Below are 22,080 nucleotides of genomic sequence, written 5' to 3'. Positions count from 1 at the left end.
CACTGACGAATAGATCAAACAGTAACATACTAATCGAGGTGTATGCTAGTGAGTATCGACAAAAGTTTAAGAATGTACAATGAATATTCAAGCCAGCAAACTTATTCCTGTGCTCTATCAAAAAAAGCAGTACGTTATTTATATATGAAGCGGATAATGGATATCGTCCTTTCCTTGATTGGGCTCGCTCTTACACTGCCGTTTATTCTGCTGTTTTGTATATTAATCTGTATCGAAACACCGGGTTCTCCGTTATACCGGCAGGAACGCGTCGGAAAAGACGGAAAGCATTTTAAGGTGATCAAGCTGCGTTCTATGAGAATTGACGCAGAAAAATCCGGTGCGAAATGGGCGCAGAAGGATGATCCGCGCATCACTGCAGTCGGGTCTTTTATAAGAAGAACAAGAATCGATGAACTTCCGCAGCTGATCAATGTTCTGGCCGGAGATATGAGCCTTGTGGGACCAAGGCCTGAAAGACCGATGTTTACCGCTCAGTTTCACCATGAAATTCCGGGATTTAAAAACCGCTTAATTGTTAAGCCTGGGTTAACGGGACTTGCACAGGTAAACGGAGGCTATGATATCGGTCCGAGAGAAAAATTGGTGCACGATCTGTATTACATTCGGAATTTAACGTTTCTTCTCGATTTGAAGGTTATGCTGAAAACGATTAAAGTAGTATTAACCGGCGAAGGAGCCAGATAATACGAGGAAGTTAGGAATATGCTATGTCTACCATTACGAAACAAATATTAAGCGGTGCAAAATGGACAAGTGTTTCAACTTTGATCGTCACGGTCATTCAAATTATACAGTTTGCACTGCTCGGCAATATCATGACAATTGCCGAATTCGGTTTGGTCGGAATGCTGACCACCGTAACGATTTTTACACAAATTGTACTCGATATGGGATTCGGGGCCGCTTTAATTCAAAAGGAGAACATCAGTGAACGCCAATTATCGACCTTATATTGGCTGAATATCCTAACGGGCATCCTTTTGTTTATCGGCCTCTTTTTCCTGAGTCCGTTCATCGCAGACTTTTATCAGCGGGACGAACTGGTTTTTCTTGTGCGGATTTTGGCCATCATGTTTTTGATCGCCCCGGTCGGCCAGCAGTATCAATATATGCTGCAAAAAGATCTGAAGTTTAATGTGCTGAGCAAAATAGAAGCGGGTGTCACCGTTTTGTCATTTGTGCTCCTGCTCGTTTTGGTTTTTCTGATGGATCCGATTGTGGCCTATGCATTGTCACAAGTTTTTCTTAATTCGGTTAAAGGCATCATGTTTTTTGCTGTATATTTAAAAAAATGGCGTCCAACTCTCGTCTTTGCGTTGGGGGAAGTGAAAGAATTTTTCTCGTTCGGCGCGTTTCAGCTCGCTTCAAGGCTTGTAAACAGGCTTGGCGCCAATATCGACATGATTTTGATCGGACGGTTTCTCGGTGCGGAAGCATTGGGAATCTATAACCTGGCGTATCAAATTATTACGATTCCCGTATTAAAAATCAATCCGATCGTGACACGGGTAGCGTTTCCCGTCTTCTCAAAGAATCAAGGGAACAATCAAACGCTGCGCGAAGGCTTTTTAAATATGACAAAGCTTCTCTCGCTGATTTCATTCCCGCTTCTGATCGGACTGATGACTGTTTCAGATTTATTTATTGAAGTCGTCTTCGGAGAAAAATGGCTGCAGGCCGTACCGGTTCTGAATATCCTCGCGATTGTCGGGCTGCTCAGGGTTTTGATGAATCCGAACGGATCGGTTTTGCTGGCGAAGGGGAGAGCAGACTTGGCATTTTATTGGGACAGCGGGATCATGCTCCTTTACGGGCTGTCTCTTTATGCGGCGGTATTAACGAATGATTTGACGATCACCGCCTGGACCTATGCAGCGATCAGCCTGATCAATTTCTTTATCGGCAGATGGCTGCTCAAATATGTCATCCAGCTGAAGATGGGCGAATATTTCAGAACCGTTGGAAAACCGCTGGCCTTGACACTGCTCATGGCATTGCTGGCTCTTGTCTTGAGCGTCGGCAGCAGACATCTGCTTCACGGCGCCATGCTTCAGCTGGCAGTTTCCGTCGGAATCAGCGGAATTTTTTACGGTTTTCTGGTCAGTAAATTTTATCGGCGGGCTATGAAGATCCAATTAGGAAGATGACAGCAGAAAGGGCGTTTCATCATTGAAGGTTCTTTGGATTACCAGTGTTTATCCAAGCAGTCAAAAACCGGGAGAAGGCGTTTTTCATGAAACACAGGTTCAGGCGCTGCGGATGCAGGGCGTTGATGTGGCGGTCATATGTCCATCACCTGTGAACCCTGCTCCCCTCAGGCTGCTGAAAAAAAAATACCGTCAAGCACGAACAGTCCCGGAATATGAAGAAAGAAAAGGCATCCCGGTCTACAGACCGCCGTATACGGCTCTGCCTGGACAGCTAAAATGGGCTCAGCCGCATCGCCGGATTGCAAAGTCTGTATTAAGGACGATCGAGAAGCACGGGCTTGCGCCGAATCTTATCCATGCCCATTTCGCGATGCCATCCGGGGGTGCCGCTGCCGTTGTTTCACAGAGGCTGAAAGTTCCTTATGTTCTGACTTTGCACGGAAGCGATGTCAATATTTATCCCCATTACAGCAAAGGTGCATTTCGAGCATTTGAAACAGCTGTGCATTCCGCGGCAAAAGTTCTGGCTGTCAGCGATGAGCTGAAAGCCAAAACAAAAGAAATGACCGGTGCTGAATGCTCGGTTCTTCCTATCGGCGTCAACCTGGACCGGTTTCAAAAACCCTCCGCTTCAACATTTGAATTGAGGGAGAAATTCGGCCTGCCGAAAGACAAAAAATTGCTGACGTTCGTCGGCCGCTTGGTGAAAGGAAAAGGAGTAGCCGAGCTGGCGGAAGCGGTCAAGCAGCTTGATGACAGCTACAGAGCTGTGTTCATCGGCGACGGACCGGAGAAGCAGCACATTCGTCAAACCGCCGGTGAAAAAGCGATATTGACGGGGCAGGTCGCAAACCATGAGATATCAGAATATCTGGCTGCATCAGATCTGTTTGCGCTTCCTTCGTATTCTGAGGGGATGCCGACTGTCGTCATTGAAGCGCTCGCCCTCAAGGTTCCGGTGCTTTGTACGGCGGTCGGAGGGGTTCCGTCTTTATTCGGGAAACACGAACATCTGCTGATCAAGCCGCGCTCGGCTTCCAGCATAACAGAAGCTGTCAAAGGTTATTTGGAAGGTGCGGATTGGCAAGAAGACATCGCTGAAGAGCTGTATCAAACGGTACACGATGATTATGACGCCTTTGAAAATGCCGGCAAGTTACTGGATGTGTATGGGGATGTTGCTGAGAACAAAAATTAAGTTGGGATCTGTCGGTTAATATGCTTATGAGTGTTGAATATAATACTGTTTAAACCCATTTATTTGCGTCTAAGCTAATAAAAATAAGAATTGGGAAAACGGAAAACCCAGATTTTTTCAATAGAAAGAGATAAAGATCATTACCTAAATCAAGCTATTGGATTTGAAGGGTCAGCTGAAAGAAGGGAATGATAATGTTGAAAAGAATCGCTGTCATTGGAACGGGATATGTCGGGCTGGTGTCTGGAACTTGTTTTGCCGAAGTGGGAAACTCGGTTGTCTGCTGCGATATTGATGCAGAAAAAATAAGAGGACTCTCAGCAGGAGTGATGCCGATTTATGAAAACGGCCTAAAAGAACTTGTGGATAAAAACGTAAACGAAAATCGCTTATTTTTCTCTACTGATATTCCCAAGGCGATTGAAGAAGCAGAGATTATTTATATTGCAGTCGGAACACCGATGTCGGAAACAGGGGAAGCAGACCTGACATTTGTCAAATCTGTTGCCGAAATGATCGGGAAGCATCTGAACGGCTATAAAGTCGTCGTCAACAAAAGCACTGTCCCTGTTGGAACAGGAAAGCTCGTACAAGCCATTATAGAACGCAATTCAAAAGGGGAATTCCCTTTCGACGTCGTTTCGAATCCGGAGTTCCTTCGTGAAGGAACAGCTATTTACGATACGATGAATATGGAAAGAGCCGTCATCGGTGCGACAAGCGAAAAGGCTGCTGCGATTATTGAAGAGCTCCATAAGCCTTTTCAAACGAAAATCGTCAAGTCTAACCTTGAAAGTGCAGAAATGATTAAATACGCTGCAAATGCATTTTTGGCTACAAAGATCTCGTTCATTAATGATATCGCGAATATTTGCGAAAGGGTCGGAGCTGATGTATCAAAGGTGTCTGAAGGTGTCGGACTGGACAGCAGAATCGGCAATAAATTTTTGAATGCCGGAATCGGCTTTGGCGGCTCTTGCTTCCCTAAAGATACAATGGCTTTATTGCACATCGCGAAGTCAGTCGGCTATCCTTTTAAAATGATTGAAGCCGTTATTGAGACGAATCAAAAGCAGCGCGCCCACATTGTGCAAAAGCTCCTTGATGTGTTTGGCGATTTAAACGGCATGACCATTTCGGTTCTTGGGCTGGCATTCAAGCCGAATACAAACGATATGCGCTCGGCGCCGTCTCTGGATGTCATTCCGATGCTGAGAGGCCTTGGTGCTCATATTAAAGCATACGATCCCATTGCAATTCCGGAGGCAGAACGCTTATTGGGAGATCAGGCCATATACAGCAACGATTTGTATGATACTGTAAAGGATACTGATGCTTGCCTCATTTTGACAGATTGGCCACAGGTTAAAGAAATGGATTTTAAGAAATTGAAAACATATTTAAATCGTCCTGTTCTAATTGATGGACGTAACTTGTTTAAACTTGAAGATATGAGAAGAGAAGGATTTATTTATCATTCAATTGGCCGCCCTGGAGTACAGGGAGAGAAAAGCTTAACAAAAGTATAAAACGAGGGGTGTTATTAATGGAAAAAGTACTAGTGACAGGCGGATGCGGATTTATCGGCTCGCATATCGCTGAACAGCTTCTGAAAGAAAATTACCGGGTTTCAATTCTTGACAATTTAACTACGGGACACCGCTCCAACATTGAAGGTCTCGCGGTTGACTTTTATGAGCAGGATATTACAAAGCCGGAAGTCATCGACGTCATCAAAAGCATTGATCCCGATTATATTATTCATTTAGCTGCACAAGTAAGCGTGGCGGAGTCTGTCAGCGATTTTTTAAATGATGAAAACATCAATATCAAGGGATCGCTCCATATCATTAAGGCAGCGGGTGAATGCAGCGTGAAAAAGATTGTCTTTGCATCATCAGCAGCTGTTTATGGAGATCCTGAATATCTGCCTGTCGACACTCGTCATAAAACAAATCCAGGCTCACCCTACGGGCTGACGAAGCTTACGGTGGAGAACTACTTAAAGCTGGCCTATGATTTGTATGGAACCGAGTATTGCATTTTGCGGTACAGCAATGTATACGGGCCGCGCCAGGACGCAAAAGGAGAGGGCGGCGTCGTATCGATTTTCTCCGATTTGCTGACAAGCGGCAAGGCTCCAGTGATTTTTGGAGACGGAGAACAATCGCGCGATTTTATTTATGTCGGTGATGTGGCTTCCGCCAACATCAAGGCGCTCAAAGCTCAATCAAACGTTTGTTTAAACGTTTCGAACGGCTTTTCGATCACAGTCAATGAGCTGTTTGCAGAGATGAAAAAAGCGACGAACTCGGCGCTGTCTCCGATTTATCAAGATGAAAGACCGGGGGATATCCGCCACAGCACACTGTGTAATGAAGAAACAAAGAAAATTTTAAACTGGGAACCAAAAATGCCGCTCGCTGAAGGACTGGAAAAGACCATTTCATATTATAAAAAAGAAATGAATATGTAAATCACTGGCTGCTGGCTGATGTCGGCAGCCCTTTTCCAGAAAGAAGCGGAAGGAGGGGGAAAAATGAGTCTCAAACGTTCCGCGGTCAATGTTTTGGTTTGGCTCGCCGCATTGACCGCAGGGTTAGCATTCGTTGTATTGGCCCAGTCCAATGCAAAAAAAGTCTTGTTAGCATGTCTGATTTTGATTGCGCTGACTTTGATCATTGTGCTCCGGAAGTATTTGTCGTCCGAGCAATTGCTGATGCCCGTATTATATCTGCTCATCGCTGCAACATTTGCCAACAATGCTTTTTTTACGATTAAATTGGGCTTTTTCAGCCTGTTTCCATATCGAATTCTTCTGATTCTGGCAGGGTTCTTATTCATAGCGGAAATGTTGAAAGGCAGCCAGCACCTTGAAAAGTGGAAGCAGGTGCATGTTAAAGGCATTCTGATGTTTTTCACGTTTTGGTTCTGCTATGGAATGATTTCGCTGCTTTGGGTCAAGTCTGCTACTGAGGGCGTAAAATATCTGTTCCTATTGGCAATGGGAATGTTTTTTGTTTTTCTGATTGTTATGTTTTTTCAAAAAATGGATCGAATTCTCGCGTTTTATTACATATGGTTGGTCATGACCGTATTTTTAATGGTCATCGGGTTTTACAACCACTTTACATTAAACCACCTGCCGAGCTCGACCCTTTATAACGGGCCGCACTATAAACAGCACTATCCGACATCCGTCTTTTTCAATCAGAATGACTTTGCGACATTTCTATCCATCAGCTTTTTCTTTTATTTATCTTTTTTCAAAAACATTAAAAACAGCTATTTAAAAATAGCGGGGCTGCTCCTTGCGTTCTGTTCGGCCTACTTGATTTTCCTGACAGGATCAAGAGCCAGCATCCTGGGAATTATAGCCGGACTTGCCGTTTATGCGTTTATTTTGCTGCCGAAGGTGCTTAAAAAATGGGCGCTCATCGCCGCAGCTGCAGGATGTATCGCTTTTGTCACACTGTTTGCAGGAAAGATCACCGGAGCTTTTTATACATACTTTTTGGCTCCGCAAACTACACACGATTTCAGCGAGCCGCTGCCATCCAATGTCGCCAGGGCAAACTTGTTGAAAAACGCCGGGCATTATGTGCTGGATACTTACGGATTTGGCGTCGGCGCCGGCAATGTACCTTATTATTTGGAACATCACGCATTGTTCGATACAGACCGGGTCGTGGAGGTTCATAACTGGCTCGTAGAGATCATGACGAATTTTGGAGTTGTGATGATGCTTGGTTATTTAACGATGTACATTTATTTAATAACTGTGCTTTACCGATATTATAAAAGATCGCTTGGAAAGCGGTACAAGCTTCTCATTGAAGGTTTGACAGCCGCGCTCGTCGCCTTCCTTGTATCAAGCATCAGTCCGAGTTCCGTCTCGAATCTATATTTCCATTGGGTGTTTCTCGCCCTTGTGATTGCGACGGTTAATACCTTTAGAGTCAGTGGAACGGATGAAACCGAACAGTATAGGTGATTTTTGAAAATCGAATTTAAAAACAGGGAGAAATTCATGTGATGAATTTAATCAAACGTATTGCTGGTAGAGTGAAAAAGTTTATTGTGGCGATTATTGCGCTTCCTCTTATTCTTGGTCTTGTCGGCTATTTTATGCCGAAGGGGAGCGTTGCTCCGTCCGATTACACGGCTACTGTAACGATATCAACCGGGAATTATGGAGAAGCGAAGTACAACAATGCAAAGCAGGTGCCGCTGCTGTTGAAAAACGAAGCCTTTTTAAAGGACATTTTCCCGGATATGCCGGAAGAGGATCTGGCGCAGTTGAAAGACGATCTGGCGATTGAAATCAGAACGGATTCACTTTTTAACTTAAGTTATACAGGGCCTGACAAACAGAAAACATTGGATACTTTAGGAAAAGTTAAAGATGCCTATATGAAAGGCGATAAGGCGCTGTTTTCAAAAAGGGAAGAAGTCATCGAAAAGAATATAAAGGCGCTTGAAGGCGAAACAGTCAGCGCTGATTCCAAAGTTGATAAACAGCGGTTTTTGTATGAGCTTGAAACAAGCAGGCTCGATATGAAGGCTGCTGAAGAAATTGAGCCTTTGATCGTGCTGGATAACCAGGCTGCCGGCATGTCGCCTAAAAAAAGAGCGGTATTAGGCGTACTGATCGGTTTAGCGCTGTCGTTTTTTATCATTGTCGTTCCGGAAGTATTCAGAGAACGTTAAATTTTTAATTGGGGATGTGGATCAGGACCATGACGAGGCAAAAACCTTTAATCTCTGTCATTACGCCTTCCTATAACGCGGAGGAATTTATCGAAAAAACCATTCAGTCCGTCTTAAATCAGACGTTTTCCGACTGGGAAATGATCATTGCCGATGATTGCTCAACAGATGGGACAAGAGACATTTTGAAGCGCTATGAAGAAGATGATGAACGGATCCATGCCATTTTTCTGAAAGAAAATCAAGGCGCTGCAGCGGCTCGAAATGCAGCGCTCAGCAAAGCCGAAGGGCGCTATGTCGCCTTTTTGGACAGCGATGATGTGTGGAAAGCAGAAAAGCTGGATAAGCAGCTTGCCTTTATGAGGAAGCATCAGCACGCTTTCACATTTACGGCATACGAGCTGATCAGCCAAGACGGCGAACCGCTTCATAAAACCATTCATGCACCCGTCAGCCTTACATATGATGATGTATTAAAAAATACGATTATCGGCTGTTTGACGGTAATGATTGACAGAGAGCAAACGGGTGATATCCGGATGCCGAATATCAGAACCCGTCAGGATTTGGCGACATGGCTGTCCGTATTAAAGCGAGGATTCAAGGCATTCGGTCTGAACGAACCCCTCGCCGAATACCGCATCGTTGAAACATCGATCTCCAGAAACAAGTGGAAGGCGGCGCGAAAAACCTGGTATGTGTACAGGGAAATCGAACGCCTTCACTTGATGAAAGCGACATGGTGCTTTTTCCATTACGCTAAGAACGCAGTCATGAAAAGATTATAACGGCATTGAGAAAAGGTGATTGAAAGTGAAAGCAGATCAAGTCATACACGTCATAGTAGCGACAGGTGAATGGGGACAGGATCAGCTAAGGTACAGAAGGCACCGCCTTGCTGAGTTTTTGGCTGGCCGCAAGGAGACGAAGGAAGTCATTTGGGTCTGTCCGTCTGAAAATCCTTCCCGCGAGACATTTACATTGCTTGACAACGGAATCAAGCAATTTGCAGTCAAAGATTTTTTGAAAAAGAAAATATTCAGGTTTGCCCGCTACAAGGATGTTTTTTATAAAAGCAAGCTGAAGCCGCTGCTTGACTGGCTGAAAGAAGACGTTCAGGGGGAAAAGGTGTGCTTATGGTACACATTCCCCGGTTTTCCGCTGCTGTCATCACTTTATCAGTGGGATCAGGTCATCTATGACTGCAGTGACCTGTGGGCGGCGCCGATCAGCGGAAGCCAAAGCCTTGTCTCAGGATTCAGGCAAAAGGTTATTTTTGAAGCTGAAGGCAGAATCATTAAAGCTGCTGATACGATTTTTTGCACTTCTGAATATTTGCACCAAAACGTAGCAGACCGGCTTCAAGGAGAGACAAAGCCGGTTTTTACAATCGAAAATGGTGTGGAATACAGCTTGTTTGCGAAAAATAAGCAAAAAGCCGATGTATTGAACGGAAGGGAAGGCACCGTCCTCGGCTTTATCGGCGGAATTAAGCCGAAGCTCGATTTTAAGCTCATCAAAGAAGCTGCCAAAACCAAAAAAGAGTGGACGTTTTTATTTGTCGGTCCTGACGGGACAAACGGAGATGAAGATTTTAAAGCGCTTCTTGAAGAAGAAAATGTCATTTGGACGGGGCCCGCTGCGCCGTCGGAAGTACCGGCTTATATGAATGTAGTGGATATCGGGATCATGCCGTATAAACCGTCGCCATATAATAATGCGGTATTCCCTTTAAAGCTGTTTGAATTTTTGGCTGCCGGAAAGCCTGTCGCCGGTATGAACCTTCCTTCAACAAAAAAGGTTGAACAGGAACACGTTTACCGTCATCTAACAGGAAACGACCCCGTTGAATTTACAGCGCTGTGTGAAGAGCTGGAGCTTGCGCATGAAGATGTCTCCCATGTGGAACTGCGCAGAAAGATCGCACATGAAAGAGACTGGCATCATTTATTTTTATCGATGCTTGATAAATTGAACTTGAATAAAGATGCATAATTTGCGGCGGGGGATATTAATTCATGATGTTTCTTTTGGCTGGAGCTTGTTATAATAAATAATGAAATTGTATAATGAAAAGGTATGATCTTTAATACGACCAGACTTCATTTAAAAAGGAGACTTCCTTATGTCTTATGAACGCACTGTACTTGCGTTTTTTGTCTCTCTCATTACTGTTTTAATTATTACTCCGCTTGTCAAACGTCTAGCAATCAAATCCGGGGTCGTGGATCAGCCGGATAAACGAAAGATACATGATAAAGTAATGCCGAGAATGGGCGGTTTAGCCATTTTTATAGGAGTATTGACCGGTTCGCTTGCCGGCGGCCTTTATGAAAACAGAATAACAGCAATTACACTCGGTGCTTTTATGATTGTCATTTTGGGCATTGTAGATGACAAACACAATTTGAGCGCGAGAATTAAATTTATCGTTCAAATATTAGTAGCCTGCATCATCGTCAGTACAGGCTTAAAAATGGAATTTTTATCGATTCCATTTTGGGATCTTCGCTTTGATTTGGGGTGGCTCGCATACCCTCTGACGATTTTATGGATCGTCGGGATCACCAATGCCATCAACTTAATCGACGGATTGGACGGACTGGCTGCGGGTATATCCGTCATCGGCCTTTCGACGATTGCCGTCATGGCTTTTTCTGCCGATAAAATCTTGATCTTCTCTCTGTCGCTGGTTGTCATCGGAAGCACGATCGGCTTTCTGTTCTATAACTTCCACCCGGCGAAAATTTTTATGGGAGACACGGGCTCGCTCTTCTTGGGCTATGTGATCTCGGTTCTGTCGCTGCTCGGACTGTATAAAAGCGTGACCCTGTTCAGCGTCGTCATTCCAATCATTATATTAGGAGTGCCGATATTTGACACGACATTCGCGATCATCAGGCGGATTTTAAACAAACAGCCGATTTCGGCGCCCGACAAATCGCATATTCACCACAGGCTAATGGCCTTTGGCCTGTCCCATCGAAAAGCCGTCATCGTCATTTATTTAATTGGCATCGTCTTCAGCCTGAGCGCCATTCTTTTAAAAACCGCGACGCTCTGGGTGTCCATCTTCATCATCTTCGGCTTAATCCTGTTCATGCAGATCATCGCAGAAGTGACAGGCCTTGTAAATGAGCAGTACAAGCCCTTTACGAAGTTTTACAGGCGGATGGTGAAGAGGAATTAATGTGCACAAAAACCCCTGGATTCCAGGGGTTTTATTTTTGCTGCAACTCAGGAAGCCTCACAAGCGGTTGGTTGATTAACTTAAACTCTATGAGAAGGAGGATTTTTTATGGATGATCATCACCTTGGACAGATCGAACAAATAATGAAAGCACTCTATAAATCCTGGTCTTCAGATTCAAGTTCAAAATGGAGTCAGGATAACCCTGCAAAGGGACAATGCGGCGTAACCGCCTTAATCGTAAATGATCTATTAGGTGGAGAAATAAGGAAAACAAAGCTGCCTGAAGGGTGGCATTTTTATAATGTTATCAATGGTAAAAGATATGATTTAACAATTTCCCAATTCAAAGAAGACATCCTGTATATGGATGTTCCCTCAAATAGAAACGAGGCATTCTCAGATACCAACGAAAAACAGTATAACTATTTAAAACAAAGTGTTATCAATCAATTGTCTTTTTCAAAAGAAAGGGGAACCCTTAATATATAAAGAGTTCCCCTTCATTTTATTCGATTATGAATTTCACATTCAACAGAGCCAATCAATAAGAAGAAGCAGCAGACGATTCAGCTGAGCTGTCTGTCCCGCCAGCGGTTGCGGAAGATTCAGACGATGTTCCGCTTGAATCAGCGGTTGAGTCCGGATACAAGTGATGGGTCAATTCATTTTGCACGTTTGCAAGGTTTTGCTGGTCAGGCTCAAAGTAGTAAACATCAGCGATCGTAAGATCTTTTCCTGTGATGTTTAATGTTTTTATATCATCACCAGCAAAGCCGCTGTAGATTTGCTGAAGCGCCAGAGCCTGTGTGATTTTGAAGTTTGTCTGAATGTTTTTGCTTGCTTTTTGGGCTATTTTATCAATTTTAGCGAGGTTTTGCGGTTTTGAGATTTGATCAAGAACGGCTTTTAAGATTTGCTTTTGTCTGTCGTTTCTCCCGAAGTCTCCCCGCTTATCCTGTTTTCTCATCCTTGCGTAGGCAAGAGCTTCCTCTCCATTTAGATGCATGTTCCCTTTTTTAAAATAGATTCTCTTGGATTTGGAGACATCGCTTTTTTCGCTGAAATCAAACGGGACGTCAATATCGATTCCGCCGATTTCATCGATGACATCTTTGAACCCGTCAAAATCGACTGTGGCATAGTAATCGATCGGGATTCCGAGGAAGTCCTCTACCGTCTCGATTGTTTCATCCTTGCCGCCTTTTGCATAGGCCGCATTTATTTTTGTTTTTGTGCCGGTTGTGTCACTGGCCAAATGCACCCTTGTGTCCCTCGGAATGCTCAGCATTTTCATCGACTTCTTTTTAGGATCGAGCGTCACGACAATCAGGGAATCCGTCCGTCCGTGCTCGCCGTTTGTCGAATAATCTTCAACACCCATAAAAAGAATCGAAAACGGCTTTTTTTGAATATTAACGACATCGTCCCTGAGCTTTGACTTCTCTCCGCGCTCAAGCTCATCATAAGTGCCGTCAGCAGCGGAAATCGTGTTAATAATTTTATATATGCCCACTCCGCCGACTACGAGAAGTGCGAGCAGCATAAGGACTATAAACCGTTTAATCAGCTTTCTCTTTTTATTCTTTTTTTTTCGCACTTTCACTTTAATACGCTCAGCCATATAATAATTCTCCTTTAATTGTTAAAAGCTTCTTCCAAATAAACTTGAATGCCTTCTCTATTCTCACTCTTGCCATTTGTTAATTCGGTTATCCATTCCGTAAATGCCTGTTTTTCACTTTCCTTCACATACGTTTCAAATTCGACATCGTCGGCATAATGAATGTCTTTTATTTGATAAGGGGACTCGCGAAGCTCGTTTTCAAGCTTGCCGAGCCATGTATAGTTCACTGTCGTGTGCATCACCCGCATCAGCTTTCGTTCGACAACGCCGACATGGTTCAGCCCCTCTGACACGGATTTTCCATAAGCCCGTATCAGCCCTCCAGCGCCGAGTTTAATACCGCCGAAATACCTCGTCACAACGGCGCACGTATCTTTAAGGTTGCGTTTCTTCAAAACTTCAAGCATCGGAACTCCAGCTGTCCCGCTCGGTTCTCCGTCATCATTCGCTTTTTGAATTTGATCATTTTCTCCTATGACGTAAGCCGAGCAATTATGCGTCGCATTCCAATGCTGCTTTTTTATGTGATTGATAAAGTTCTGTGCTTCTTCTTCAGTACTGACGCGGCTTAAGTGACATATAAACCGGGATTTTTCAATCACGATTTCATGGGTCCCTTCACCTGCAACAGTGAGATAACTTTGCAGCATGCCTGCTTACCTCCTGACAAGCCATGCGGCTGTTCTCCTAAAAATCGAACAGACTTAGAATTTTGGCGCGTATTTTGTTATGATTAAATAGAAATGGATCGGTAACCATAAAAAGACCAAAAAACCAGAATACGCATTCTTTCATTATAATTCGACACGAATTTCAGTTCAATGAAATTTATGATAAAAGTAAATGACAATGCTGTTACGGAGGGAAAATGGGTGAGTGTTTCCAAAATGGACTCCAAAGTTTTAGATTCAATCATTATGAAGATGTTAAAAACGGTTGATGGGAGCAAGGATGAGGTCTTTCAAATCGGAGAGCAGTCCCGTCAGCAATATGAAGGCTTGGTAGAAGAGCTGAAGCAGATTAAACAGCAGGTCAACGAAGTCATCGATCTTGGAGACAGGCTGGAAGTGCATGCCCGCCATGCGCGAAACCGCTTGTCTGAGGTCAGCAGAAACTTTCATAAATTCAGTGAAGAAGAGATTCGCGAAGCTTATGAAAAAGCCCACAAACTGCAGGTTGAACTGACGATGATCCAGCAGCGTGAAAAGCAGCTGAGAGAGAAGCGTGATGATCTGGAACGGCGCCTTTTGGGGCTTCAGGAAATCATCGAGCGTTCAGAAGGGCTTGTCAGCCAGATTACCGTCGTCTTAAACTATTTAAATCAGGATCTGCGCCAGGTTGGCGTTCTCCTAGAAGATGCGCAGGCCAAACAGGATTTCGGACTGCGGATCATCGAAGCCCAAGAGGAAGAAAGAAAAAGGGTCTCAAGGGAAATCCACGACGGCCCTGCGCAAATGCTGGCCAACGTCATGATGAGATCTGAGCTGATCGAACGCATCTTCAGAGACAAAGGAACAGAAGAAGGCTTTCAGGAAATTAGAAACCTCCGGCAAAACGTCAGAAATGCTCTTTATGAAGTCAGAAGAATCATTTATGATTTAAGACCGATGGCTTTAGATGATTTGGGATTGATACCGACGCTCAGAAAATACTTGAACACGATCGAAGATTATCATGGAAAAGCAAAGATCCATTTCCAATGTATCGGAGAATCCGAAGATAGAAGAATAGCACCGCGGTTTGAGGTTGCACTTTTCCGGCTTGCACAGGAAGCAGTGACAAACGCCTTAAAACACTCCGAATCAACTGAGATTCATGTTAAAGTAGAAGTGACAAAAGATTTTGTGACGTTGATTATCAAAGACAATGGAAACGGCTTTGACTTAAAAGAAGTTAAAGGCAAGAAGAACAAATCTTTCGGTCTGCTAGGTATGAAAGAAAGAGTCGATTTGCTCGAAGGTTCAATGACAATCGATTCGAAAATAGGTCTTGGGACATTTATTTTGATTAAAGTTCCGCTGTCTTTGTAAAGATAATTGTAAAATAGAGACAAAAGACATATTGACCATAAAAGCGGTGTGTTTAACAATGAGAATGGGGAGGCGTAGCTTGTGACTAAAGTAAATATTGTAATTATTGACGATCATCAGTTATTCCGTGAAGGTGTCAAACGGATTTTGGATTTCGAACCTACCTTTGAGGTAGTGGCCGAAGGAGACGACGGAGATGAAGCGGCTCGCATTGTCGAGCACTACCATCCTGATGTGGTAATCATGGATATTAATATGCCGAATGTAAACGGCGTAGAAGCGACAAAACAACTGGTCGACTTGTATCCGGAATCAAAGGTTATTATTTTATCTATCCATGACGATGAAAACTATGTTACACATGCATTAAAAACAGGAGCCCGCGGCTATCTGCTGAAAGAAATGGATGCCGACACGCTGATCGAAGCCGTGAAAGTTGTGGCTGAAGGCGGATCTTATCTGCATCCTAAGGTTACTCATAATCTTGTGAATGAATTCCGCCGTCTTGCAACAAGCGGTGTATCATCTCACGCTCAGCATGAAGTGTATCCGGAAATCCGGAGACCTCTTCACATTCTTACCAGAAGGGAATGCGAGGTTCTGCAGATGCTGGCGGACGGAAAAAGCAACCGCGGAATCGGCGAATCATTATTTATCAGTGAAAAAACGGTTAAAAACCATGTCAGCAACATCCTTCAAAAAATGAATGTAAACGACAGAACGCAGGCTGTCGTTGTAGCCATTAAAAATGGCTGGGTAGAAATGAGATAAAGGTGGACTTGCCATAAGGCAGGTCTTTTCTTTTAGCAGAAAATCAAACTTTATAATGAAAAAAGCTGCTTTTTCTTTTAGAATAGAAAAGAGTATCTTTCATAAGGAAGGTTTATTTCATGAAAACAGCAGTAGTAACAGACAGTACGGCATATATACCTAAAGACCTGCGTGAGCGCTACAATATTTATATGATACCTCTCAATGTGATCTTTGGAGAGACTTCATACAGGGAAGAAATCGATATGAGCTGGAAGGACTATTACAAAGAAGTAAAAGCTCACGAAAATCTCCCGACGACTTCCCAGCCCGCATACGGCGAGCTGATTTCTCTCTATGAAAAACTCGGGGAAACATATGATGCGGTCATCAGCATCCACCTTTCCAGCGGCATCAGCGGAACATTCAACAGCGCTGTATCAGCACGCGGTATGCTTGAAGGAATTAAAGTGTATCCGTTTGATTCAGAAATCAGCTGCATGGCTCAAGGTTTTTATGCGATCGAAGCGGCTGAGATGGCGGAAAAAGGAGCGGCTCCGGAAGAAATCATTCGCCACTTGGATCATATGAAAACCTCAATGAGGGCTTATTTTATGGTTGACGACCTTTCGCATTTGCAAAGGGGAGGACGCCTGAGCGGCGCCCAGGCTTTTGTCGGAAGCCTTTTAAAAGTAAAGCCGATTTTGCATTTTGAGAACAAGCTGATCGTTCCCTTCGAAAAAATCCGGACGAGAAAAAAAGCGATGAACCGTTTATTTGAGCTTTTTGGCGAAGATGCCGAAAAAGGAAAGCCGTTGAGAGCGGTTGTGATTCATGCCAACCGTGAAGAAGAAGCTGATCAAATAATCGAAGAATTGTCGCAGCAATACGCACATGTCGAATTTTATAAAAGCTATTTCGGGCCTGTGATCGGCACCCACCTTGGTGAAGGAGCAATGGGTATCGCCTGGTATACAGTATAAAAGCCAATCTCCGTTTTGCAAAACGGAGATTTTTTCTTTTTCTACGGTTTTTGAGGGAGATTTTTAGATTTTGACTGTTTTACAAGAAAACATGGATGATAGATACTGAATGGCAGATTGGAGGTGATTCACATCGAACATCCGGCATCCTATTCCTGTGAATTGCGGTCATGTTTGGAGCAGCGCCACCTTCTGAAAAGCGAACTTCCTTTTCCGGAACCTGTCATTGATTGGCATATCCAAGAAGGCCTGATAAAAACGGAGGAAGGCATTAAAAAAACGAAGAGAGGCTTTGTTTGCTTGAGGTGCGGCCAGCACGAGCGCTTCTGTTTCGCTCGATATCCTTGCTATAGGTGCAATAAATGCTGCGTGTACTGCCGAGCCTGTGTCATGATGGGCAGGGTGAGCGAGTGTACGTCTCTGTTGACTTGGCGTGGACATGGCAGACATGAATGGGCGCCTGTTTACACGGAGTGGAAAGGCGTACTTTCAGCCGGTCAGGAAAAAGCGGCAAAATCTATTATCGATGCTATACGCAGGAAAGAAGAGCTGTTGATCTGGGCGGTTTGCGGATCGGGAAAAACGGAACTTCTTTTTCAAGGGATCGAATTCGCGCTGAACAACGGTTTGAGAGTATGTATCGCCACTCCGAGAACAGACGTTGTGCTTGAGCTTGAACCGCGGTTTCGCCACGCCTTTCCCGGGATGGAAATCGCCGCTTTATACGGAGGAAGCCCAGACGTTGGAACTCTCTCGCCGCTTGTCATTTCAACTACCCACCAGCTGCTCCGCTATAAAGAAGCATTTGACGTGATCATCATAGATGAAGTGGATGCTTTTCCGTATTCTATTGATAATACGCTGCAATACGCTGTTAAAAAATCGGCAAAACGGCAAAGCGCACATATCTATTTAACCGCCACGCCTTCTAGAGATATGAAGAAAAGGGCTGAGAGCGGAAAGCTGCACACCGTCCGTATTCCCGCAAGATTCCACCGCAGCCCGCTGCCTGAACCTACATTGATTTGGTGCGGAAATTGGGAAAGGGGTTTGAAACGAAGAAAAGTTCCTTTACGCCTCAAAAAATGGCTTTTTAAGCACCAGGAACTGCAGCATCCGGTTTTTCTGTTTGTTCCCTCTATCCCTTTTCTTAAAACCGTGGTCAGTCTGCTGAAAAAGGAAACATTTCGCGCAGAAGGAGTCTATGCCGAAGACCCTGAGAGAAATGAAAAAGTGAACCGGTTTAGGAAAAGTAAGCTTGAGGTGCTCGTGACGACAACGATTTTGGAAAGAGGTGTAACCGTCAAAAAAGCACAGGTTGGAGTATTGGGGGCAGAGTCGGCTGTTTTTTCGGAAAGCGCTCTTGTCCAAATGGCCGGCAGAGCCGGCAGGCATCCTGAGCACACAGATGGAGACGTCTGTTTCTTTCATCACGGCAGGACAAAGTCGATGAATGCGGCACGACGTCATATTCAATATATGAATAAACTGTCTAAAAAGGAAATGTTGATTGACTAGTCTGATATTCATGGTAAAGTATACCTATGAATATAAAATGAGGAGCGGTGCCGGATGCTAGTCAATGCTAAAGAGGCTGTTTTGGAAGAGTTGTTTGATCAGTATATCGAACAGCTGCACATGAGCTGTAAGTGCAGCAGGTGCAGAGAGGATGTGCTCGCCTTGGCTTTAAATGCAGTAAAACCGCAATATGTAACAGATGAGTCGAAGCTGACTTACATAAAAGCAGAGCTCGTTGACAAACAAAAAAATACATCAATGCTCGTCACCTTGGCTGAAGCTGCCAGAAAGGTGAATGACAACCCGCTTTGCGAAAGCAATCGAAAAGGGAGGAAATGAACTGCATTGTTTAATTTGTGAAGCGCCTCTTTTACATTCTCTTTCATGGCGCGCTTTATTCTTTTTACGATCAGAAGAGAAAATATGCAGGGCATGTAAAGACAATTTTATCAGGATCGAAGGAAGAACGGTGTGCCCTAAGTGCGGGCGCCCCCAAGAGAGCGAAGAACTTTGCGGTGACTGCCTAAAATGGGAAGCTGATCCGTTAACCCGCTCTCTTTTGAGGCAAAACCGCTCTGTCTATATCTACAATACCTTCATGAAAGAAGTCCTTGCCCGTTTTAAGTTCAGAGGTGATGCTGAACTGGTCTTCGCTTTTGCTCCTTCATTTATCAATGCTTTCCACCAATATTACCGCCACACTCCAGCTGTTTTAGTTCCGATACCACTCAGTGAAGAACGTAAAGCGGAGCGGGGATTCAATCAGGCGGAGAGGCTTGCTTCCTTATTAAAAAAACCCGTTATGCATCCTTTGATCAGAATCGAAAATGAAAAACAATCCAAAAAAAGCAGAAAAGAACGGATCAAGCCCAAAACGGTTTTTAGAACCGAAAAGGGATCGGTAAAGAATCTGGATATCATATTGATCGACGACTTGTATACGACAGGGGCGACCCTTCATCATGGCGCTGATTGTCTGATGACATCCGGTGAGGCAAAATCTGTATCATCATTTACATTAATTCGAAGCTAAATCATTTTTTTTCCCTGCCGATATAAAAGATAGAATTTAAGGATAGGGGTCAAAATTTATGAGTCAATTGGCGAATTGTCCAAGATGTAATGCATTGTTTATGAAAAGCAGTTTTCAAACCGTTTGCGTTTCATGCTTGAAAGAAGAAGAACGTGCGTTTGAAACCGTTTATAAATTTCTGAAAAAACAGGAAAACCGACAGTCTACAATGTTTCAGATCGTAGAAAAAACAGGTGTCGAAGAAGAGTTAATATTGAAGTTCATCAGACAGAAACGCATTCAAATCTCCAATTTTCCGAATCTCGGCTATCCGTGCGAAAGGTGCGGCACACTTATTCGGGAGGGGCGTTATTGCCTGTCATGCGATCAAGATTTAGCATCGCAAATGAGTCAATTAGACCAGCTGGAGCAGCTTGAAAAAGAGAAGAGAAATAGTTCTAAAGGCACGTACTATACCTTTAATCCTAAAAATGACTGATTCCCTAAACTAACTTGAAGCTCAGACGATAAAATGAGTATGATCATAGATAACTATGGCGGAAAGTGAGAGGAATCCCATGAAGATCAACCAATATGGAACACAACCTGTTAATCCTTATCATAAATCATTTGAAAAACAAACAGCTTCTTCCCAGGCTGCAGCACAGCCGGAAGATAAAGTTGAGATTTCTGCGAAAGCAAAGGAGCTGCAAAAAGGCCCTGATTTAATGAAGGAGCGTCAGGAGAAAATTGCCCAGCTGAAAGCAGCCGTGGAGAATGGAACATACAAAGTGGACGGCAAAGGCATAGCTGAAAAAATGGTTAATTTTTATAAACAGCAATAAAAGGAGGAAGTCAGTTCAGTGAAACGGGTGATTGAAGAGCTGGAGCGCTTATGCGTGCTGCATGAACATCTGCTGTCTCTGTCGGAACAAAAAACGGAGGCGCTGAAGACGAACGAAATAAAGGCACTTTCAGAAATCGTGACGAAAGAACAAAAGTATGTGCAAGCCATTGAACAAACGGAGCAGTCCCGCATTGAAGCAACTAAAAGCTGTATCGGCAGCTCGGACGCGACCATCAGCGCATGTATCAGCAGAGCTGCGGGCGGCGAGAAAAAGGTGCTGGAACAGCTGTATGCCAAGCTCTCACAGCTCGTCATCCGTTTAAAGGATGTGAACGATTTGAATAAGCAGCTGACTTTTCAGTCGCTTCAATTTATCTCGCTTACATTTGATATGCTCCTTCCGAAAGAAAGCGGTTCGAATTATGGAAAAGAGCAGCAGTCAAATCAGACAGGCGGGACAAAACGGCTTTCTTTATTCGACTCAAAAGCTTAGAACGGAGTGAAAAAGATGACAAACCCAACTTTTTTAGGGCTGGAAATCGCCAAAAGAGGCTTGTCCGCGCAGCAATCAGCTCTGAGCGTGACAGCGAACAATATATCCAATGCCAATACCGAAGGGTATTCAAGACAGCGTGTCACATTTAAAGCGTCAACCCCTTATCCGTCCGTATCAAGAAACTCTGTCGGGCTTGCCGGCCAGATGGGTACAGGCGTTGAGGTCGGTTCGGTTGAACGGGTAAGAGACAGCTTTCTGGACTATCAATACCGGACGCAGAATACAAAGGCAGGCTATTACAATGCAAAAGTGGACGCTTTTAACCAAATGGAAGGGATTATGAATGAACTGAATGACACCGGATTAAACAAGGTTCTGAATTCATTCTGGAATTCCATTCAAGAATTGACGAACAACGCTCACGAGCCGAGCGCTGCTTCTGTCGTCGGACAAAAAGGGCAGGCGGTCGCCGAGACATTTAACACTCTGTATAAATCGCTGACAACCGTTCAATCAAATTTAGGCGACCAGATTGATCAAGATGTGATGACGATCAACTCGCTTTTGTCACAGCTGAACAGCTTGAACGAGCAAATTGCCAAAGTCGAGCCGAACGGCTATCTCCCGAATGATTTGTACGATAAACGTGATCAGCTCCTTGATGAACTGTCTTCAATGGTTAATATCAAAGTCAGCTATACGAAGACTGGCGGCAACCCACTTGCAACCGCTGAAGGCATTGCATCAATCGAAATCCTGGACGAAAACGGCCAGTCTCTGGGCAAGGTTCTTGACGGACCAAACTTCACGACTGAAACTGTCAAAGTAAATTACGACAACGATACAGGCCTTGTGACAGGTGTTTCCCTCGGCGGGACGGACATCGGCATCGATTCGTTTACTAGCAAAGGATCGCTGCTCGGTTTAATCGAGTCTTACGGATATATGTCAAATGGTAAAGAAAAAGGTTTGTATCCTGAAATGCTCGCAGATCTGGATACGCTGGCGCTTGCTTTTGCGAAAGAGTTTAATGCAGTCCATCAAAGCGGGTTTACTTCATCGGGAGAACCGGGAGGCATCTTTTTTGAATTTACCGGAGGAGAGGCTGAGCCTGCAAAGGGAGCCGCCGGCAAAATCAAAGTAACCGATGAGATCATGAATTCAAAAGGCGATAAAATCGCTGCATCGCTGAATGGTGAAGCGAGCGACAACTCCAACGCGACAAATCTCGCTAATGTCTTCACCAAGAAAATTCAAATCGGCGACAAAACGACGACCGTTTTAGACTATTATGCAGGTATTATCGGTGAAATGGGTGTAAAAGCTCAGGAAACAAACAGACTGGCCAAAAATACAGAAACGCTTGTAAACACTGCTGAGTTGAATAGGCAGTCTGTAAGCGCCGTATCATTAGACGAAGAAATGTCGAACATGATCCAATTCCAGCATGCTTATAACGCAGCTGCGAGAATGATAACGCTGCAGGACGAAGTCCTCGATAAAATTATTAACGGCATGGGTGTCGTGGGAAGGTAGGTAAAGATT

At 44.1% G+C, this 22,080-nt stretch carries 23 protein-coding genes; 21 read left to right on the top strand and 2 right to left on the bottom strand.

All coding sequences use genetic code 11. From position 1 onward, the window contains the following. Positions 1-48 precede the first annotated feature (48 nt). The 11 genes from M1D59_RS19315 (at position 49) to M1D59_RS19265 (ending at position 11,764) form a co-directional block, all read left to right on the top strand. The gene (locus M1D59_RS19315) at positions 49-708 is read left to right on the top strand and encodes a sugar transferase (RefSeq protein WP_020453132.1); all 660 of its coding nucleotides are present in this window, start codon (positions 49-51) and stop codon (positions 706-708) included. Positions 709-731: 23 nt separating this feature from the next. Further along, a complete protein-coding gene (tuaB, locus tag M1D59_RS19310; RefSeq protein ID WP_195536828.1) occupies positions 732-2,171 on the top strand; it encodes a teichuronic acid biosynthesis protein TuaB in 1,440 nt (479 codons plus the stop codon). Positions 2,172-2,193: 22 nt separating this feature from the next. Then, entirely contained in the window at positions 2,194-3,372 is a 1,179-nt protein-coding gene (gene tuaC / locus M1D59_RS19305) for a teichuronic acid biosynthesis protein TuaC (protein WP_458117609.1), read from the top strand. Between the two features lie 197 nt (positions 3,373-3,569). Next, positions 3,570-4,901 (top strand): UDP-glucose 6-dehydrogenase TuaD, encoded by a 1,332-nt coding sequence (tuaD, locus tag M1D59_RS19300; RefSeq protein ID WP_095292153.1) that lies wholly within the window; start codon positions 3,570-3,572, stop codon positions 4,899-4,901. 17 nt (positions 4,902-4,918) lie between these two features. Continuing rightward, positions 4,919-5,848 carry an NAD-dependent epimerase/dehydratase family protein gene (locus tag M1D59_RS19295; RefSeq protein ID WP_101561403.1) on the top strand — a complete coding sequence of 310 codons (930 nt, stop codon included), beginning with the start codon at positions 4,919-4,921 and terminating at the stop codon, positions 5,846-5,848. 63 nt (positions 5,849-5,911) lie between these two features. Further along, positions 5,912-7,366 (top strand): teichuronic acid biosynthesis protein TuaE, encoded by a 1,455-nt coding sequence (tuaE, locus tag M1D59_RS19290; protein WP_020453127.1) that lies wholly within the window; start codon positions 5,912-5,914, stop codon positions 7,364-7,366. Between the two features lie 41 nt (positions 7,367-7,407). Further along, complete coding sequence (tuaF, locus tag M1D59_RS19285) at positions 7,408-8,082, top strand: teichuronic acid biosynthesis protein TuaF (protein ID WP_035337789.1); 675 nt, start codon at positions 7,408-7,410, stop codon at positions 8,080-8,082. 29 nt (positions 8,083-8,111) lie between these two features. Then, entirely contained in the window at positions 8,112-8,870 is a 759-nt protein-coding gene (gene tuaG, locus M1D59_RS19280) for a teichuronic acid biosynthesis protein TuaG (RefSeq protein ID WP_026580179.1), read from the top strand. A gap of 19 nt (positions 8,871-8,889) precedes the next feature. Continuing rightward, entirely contained in the window at positions 8,890-10,077 is a 1,188-nt protein-coding gene (gene tuaH, locus M1D59_RS19275; protein WP_458117608.1) for a teichuronic acid biosynthesis protein TuaH, read from the top strand. 130 nt (positions 10,078-10,207) lie between these two features. Beyond that, positions 10,208-11,272 carry a glycosyltransferase family 4 protein gene (locus M1D59_RS19270; RefSeq protein WP_020453123.1) on the top strand — a complete coding sequence of 355 codons (1,065 nt, stop codon included), beginning with the start codon at positions 10,208-10,210 and terminating at the stop codon, positions 11,270-11,272. Between the two features lie 108 nt (positions 11,273-11,380). Then, entirely contained in the window at positions 11,381-11,764 is a 384-nt protein-coding gene (locus tag M1D59_RS19265) for a YunG family protein (RefSeq protein WP_020453122.1), read from the top strand. Positions 11,765-11,816: 52 nt separating this feature from the next. Here M1D59_RS19265 and M1D59_RS19260 read toward each other — a convergent pair whose 3' ends face one another. Together M1D59_RS19260 and M1D59_RS19255 are read right to left on the bottom strand one after the other, a co-directional pair. Next, positions 11,817-12,896 (bottom strand): LCP family protein, encoded by a 1,080-nt coding sequence (locus M1D59_RS19260; protein ID WP_458117607.1) that lies wholly within the window; start codon positions 12,894-12,896, stop codon positions 11,817-11,819. Between the two features lie 14 nt (positions 12,897-12,910). Further along, a complete protein-coding gene (locus tag M1D59_RS19255) occupies positions 12,911-13,549 on the bottom strand; it encodes a YigZ family protein (RefSeq protein WP_023856394.1) in 639 nt (212 codons plus the stop codon). A 222-nt stretch (positions 13,550-13,771) separates the two neighbouring features. Between M1D59_RS19255 and M1D59_RS19250 the strand changes: the two genes are divergently transcribed. The 10 genes from M1D59_RS19250 to flgK all read left to right on the top strand — a co-directional run bounded on the left by M1D59_RS19250 (position 13,772) and on the right by flgK (position 22,071). Next, positions 13,772-14,929, top strand: coding sequence for a sensor histidine kinase (locus M1D59_RS19250; protein ID WP_020453119.1), 1,158 nt, complete (start codon positions 13,772-13,774; stop codon positions 14,927-14,929). Positions 14,930-15,010: 81 nt separating this feature from the next. After that, on the top strand, positions 15,011-15,700 hold the full coding sequence (gene degU, locus M1D59_RS19245; RefSeq protein ID WP_003185730.1) for a two-component system response regulator DegU: 690 nt from the start codon (positions 15,011-15,013) through the stop codon (positions 15,698-15,700). A 119-nt stretch (positions 15,701-15,819) separates the two neighbouring features. Continuing rightward, a complete protein-coding gene (locus M1D59_RS19240) occupies positions 15,820-16,662 on the top strand; it encodes a DegV family protein (RefSeq protein WP_020453118.1) in 843 nt (280 codons plus the stop codon). Between the two features lie 123 nt (positions 16,663-16,785). Continuing rightward, on the top strand, positions 16,786-18,180 hold the full coding sequence (locus M1D59_RS19235; protein ID WP_224146359.1) for a DEAD/DEAH box helicase: 1,395 nt from the start codon (positions 16,786-16,788) through the stop codon (positions 18,178-18,180). A 54-nt stretch (positions 18,181-18,234) separates the two neighbouring features. Then, positions 18,235-18,519 (top strand): late competence development ComFB family protein, encoded by a 285-nt coding sequence (locus tag M1D59_RS19230; protein ID WP_020453116.1) that lies wholly within the window; start codon positions 18,235-18,237, stop codon positions 18,517-18,519. Beyond that, positions 18,476-19,213, top strand: a complete 738-nt coding sequence (locus tag M1D59_RS19225; protein WP_101561407.1) for a double zinc ribbon domain-containing protein — start codon at positions 18,476-18,478, stop codon at positions 19,211-19,213. Before M1D59_RS19230 ends, M1D59_RS19225 begins: the two co-directional genes overlap by 44 nt. A 58-nt stretch (positions 19,214-19,271) precedes the next feature. Next, positions 19,272-19,691: a TIGR03826 family flagellar region protein gene (locus M1D59_RS19220; RefSeq protein WP_020453114.1), complete on the top strand. Its 420-nt coding sequence runs from the start codon at positions 19,272-19,274 to the stop codon at positions 19,689-19,691. Between the two features lie 79 nt (positions 19,692-19,770). Further along, complete coding sequence (gene flgM, locus M1D59_RS19215) at positions 19,771-20,037, top strand: flagellar biosynthesis anti-sigma factor FlgM (RefSeq protein ID WP_020453113.1); 267 nt, start codon at positions 19,771-19,773, stop codon at positions 20,035-20,037. An 18-nt stretch (positions 20,038-20,055) separates the two neighbouring features. Beyond that, on the top strand, positions 20,056-20,532 hold the full coding sequence (locus M1D59_RS19210) for a flagellar protein FlgN (protein ID WP_023856391.1): 477 nt from the start codon (positions 20,056-20,058) through the stop codon (positions 20,530-20,532). 15 nt (positions 20,533-20,547) lie between these two features. After that, positions 20,548-22,071 carry a flagellar hook-associated protein FlgK gene (gene flgK, locus M1D59_RS19205; RefSeq protein WP_224146360.1) on the top strand — a complete coding sequence of 508 codons (1,524 nt, stop codon included), beginning with the start codon at positions 20,548-20,550 and terminating at the stop codon, positions 22,069-22,071. The last annotated feature ends 9 nt before the right edge of the window (positions 22,072-22,080 follow it).

The organism is Bacillus sp. PK6-026 (assembly GCF_054161455.1).
This window is presented reverse-complemented; position numbering and strand designations above follow the sequence as displayed.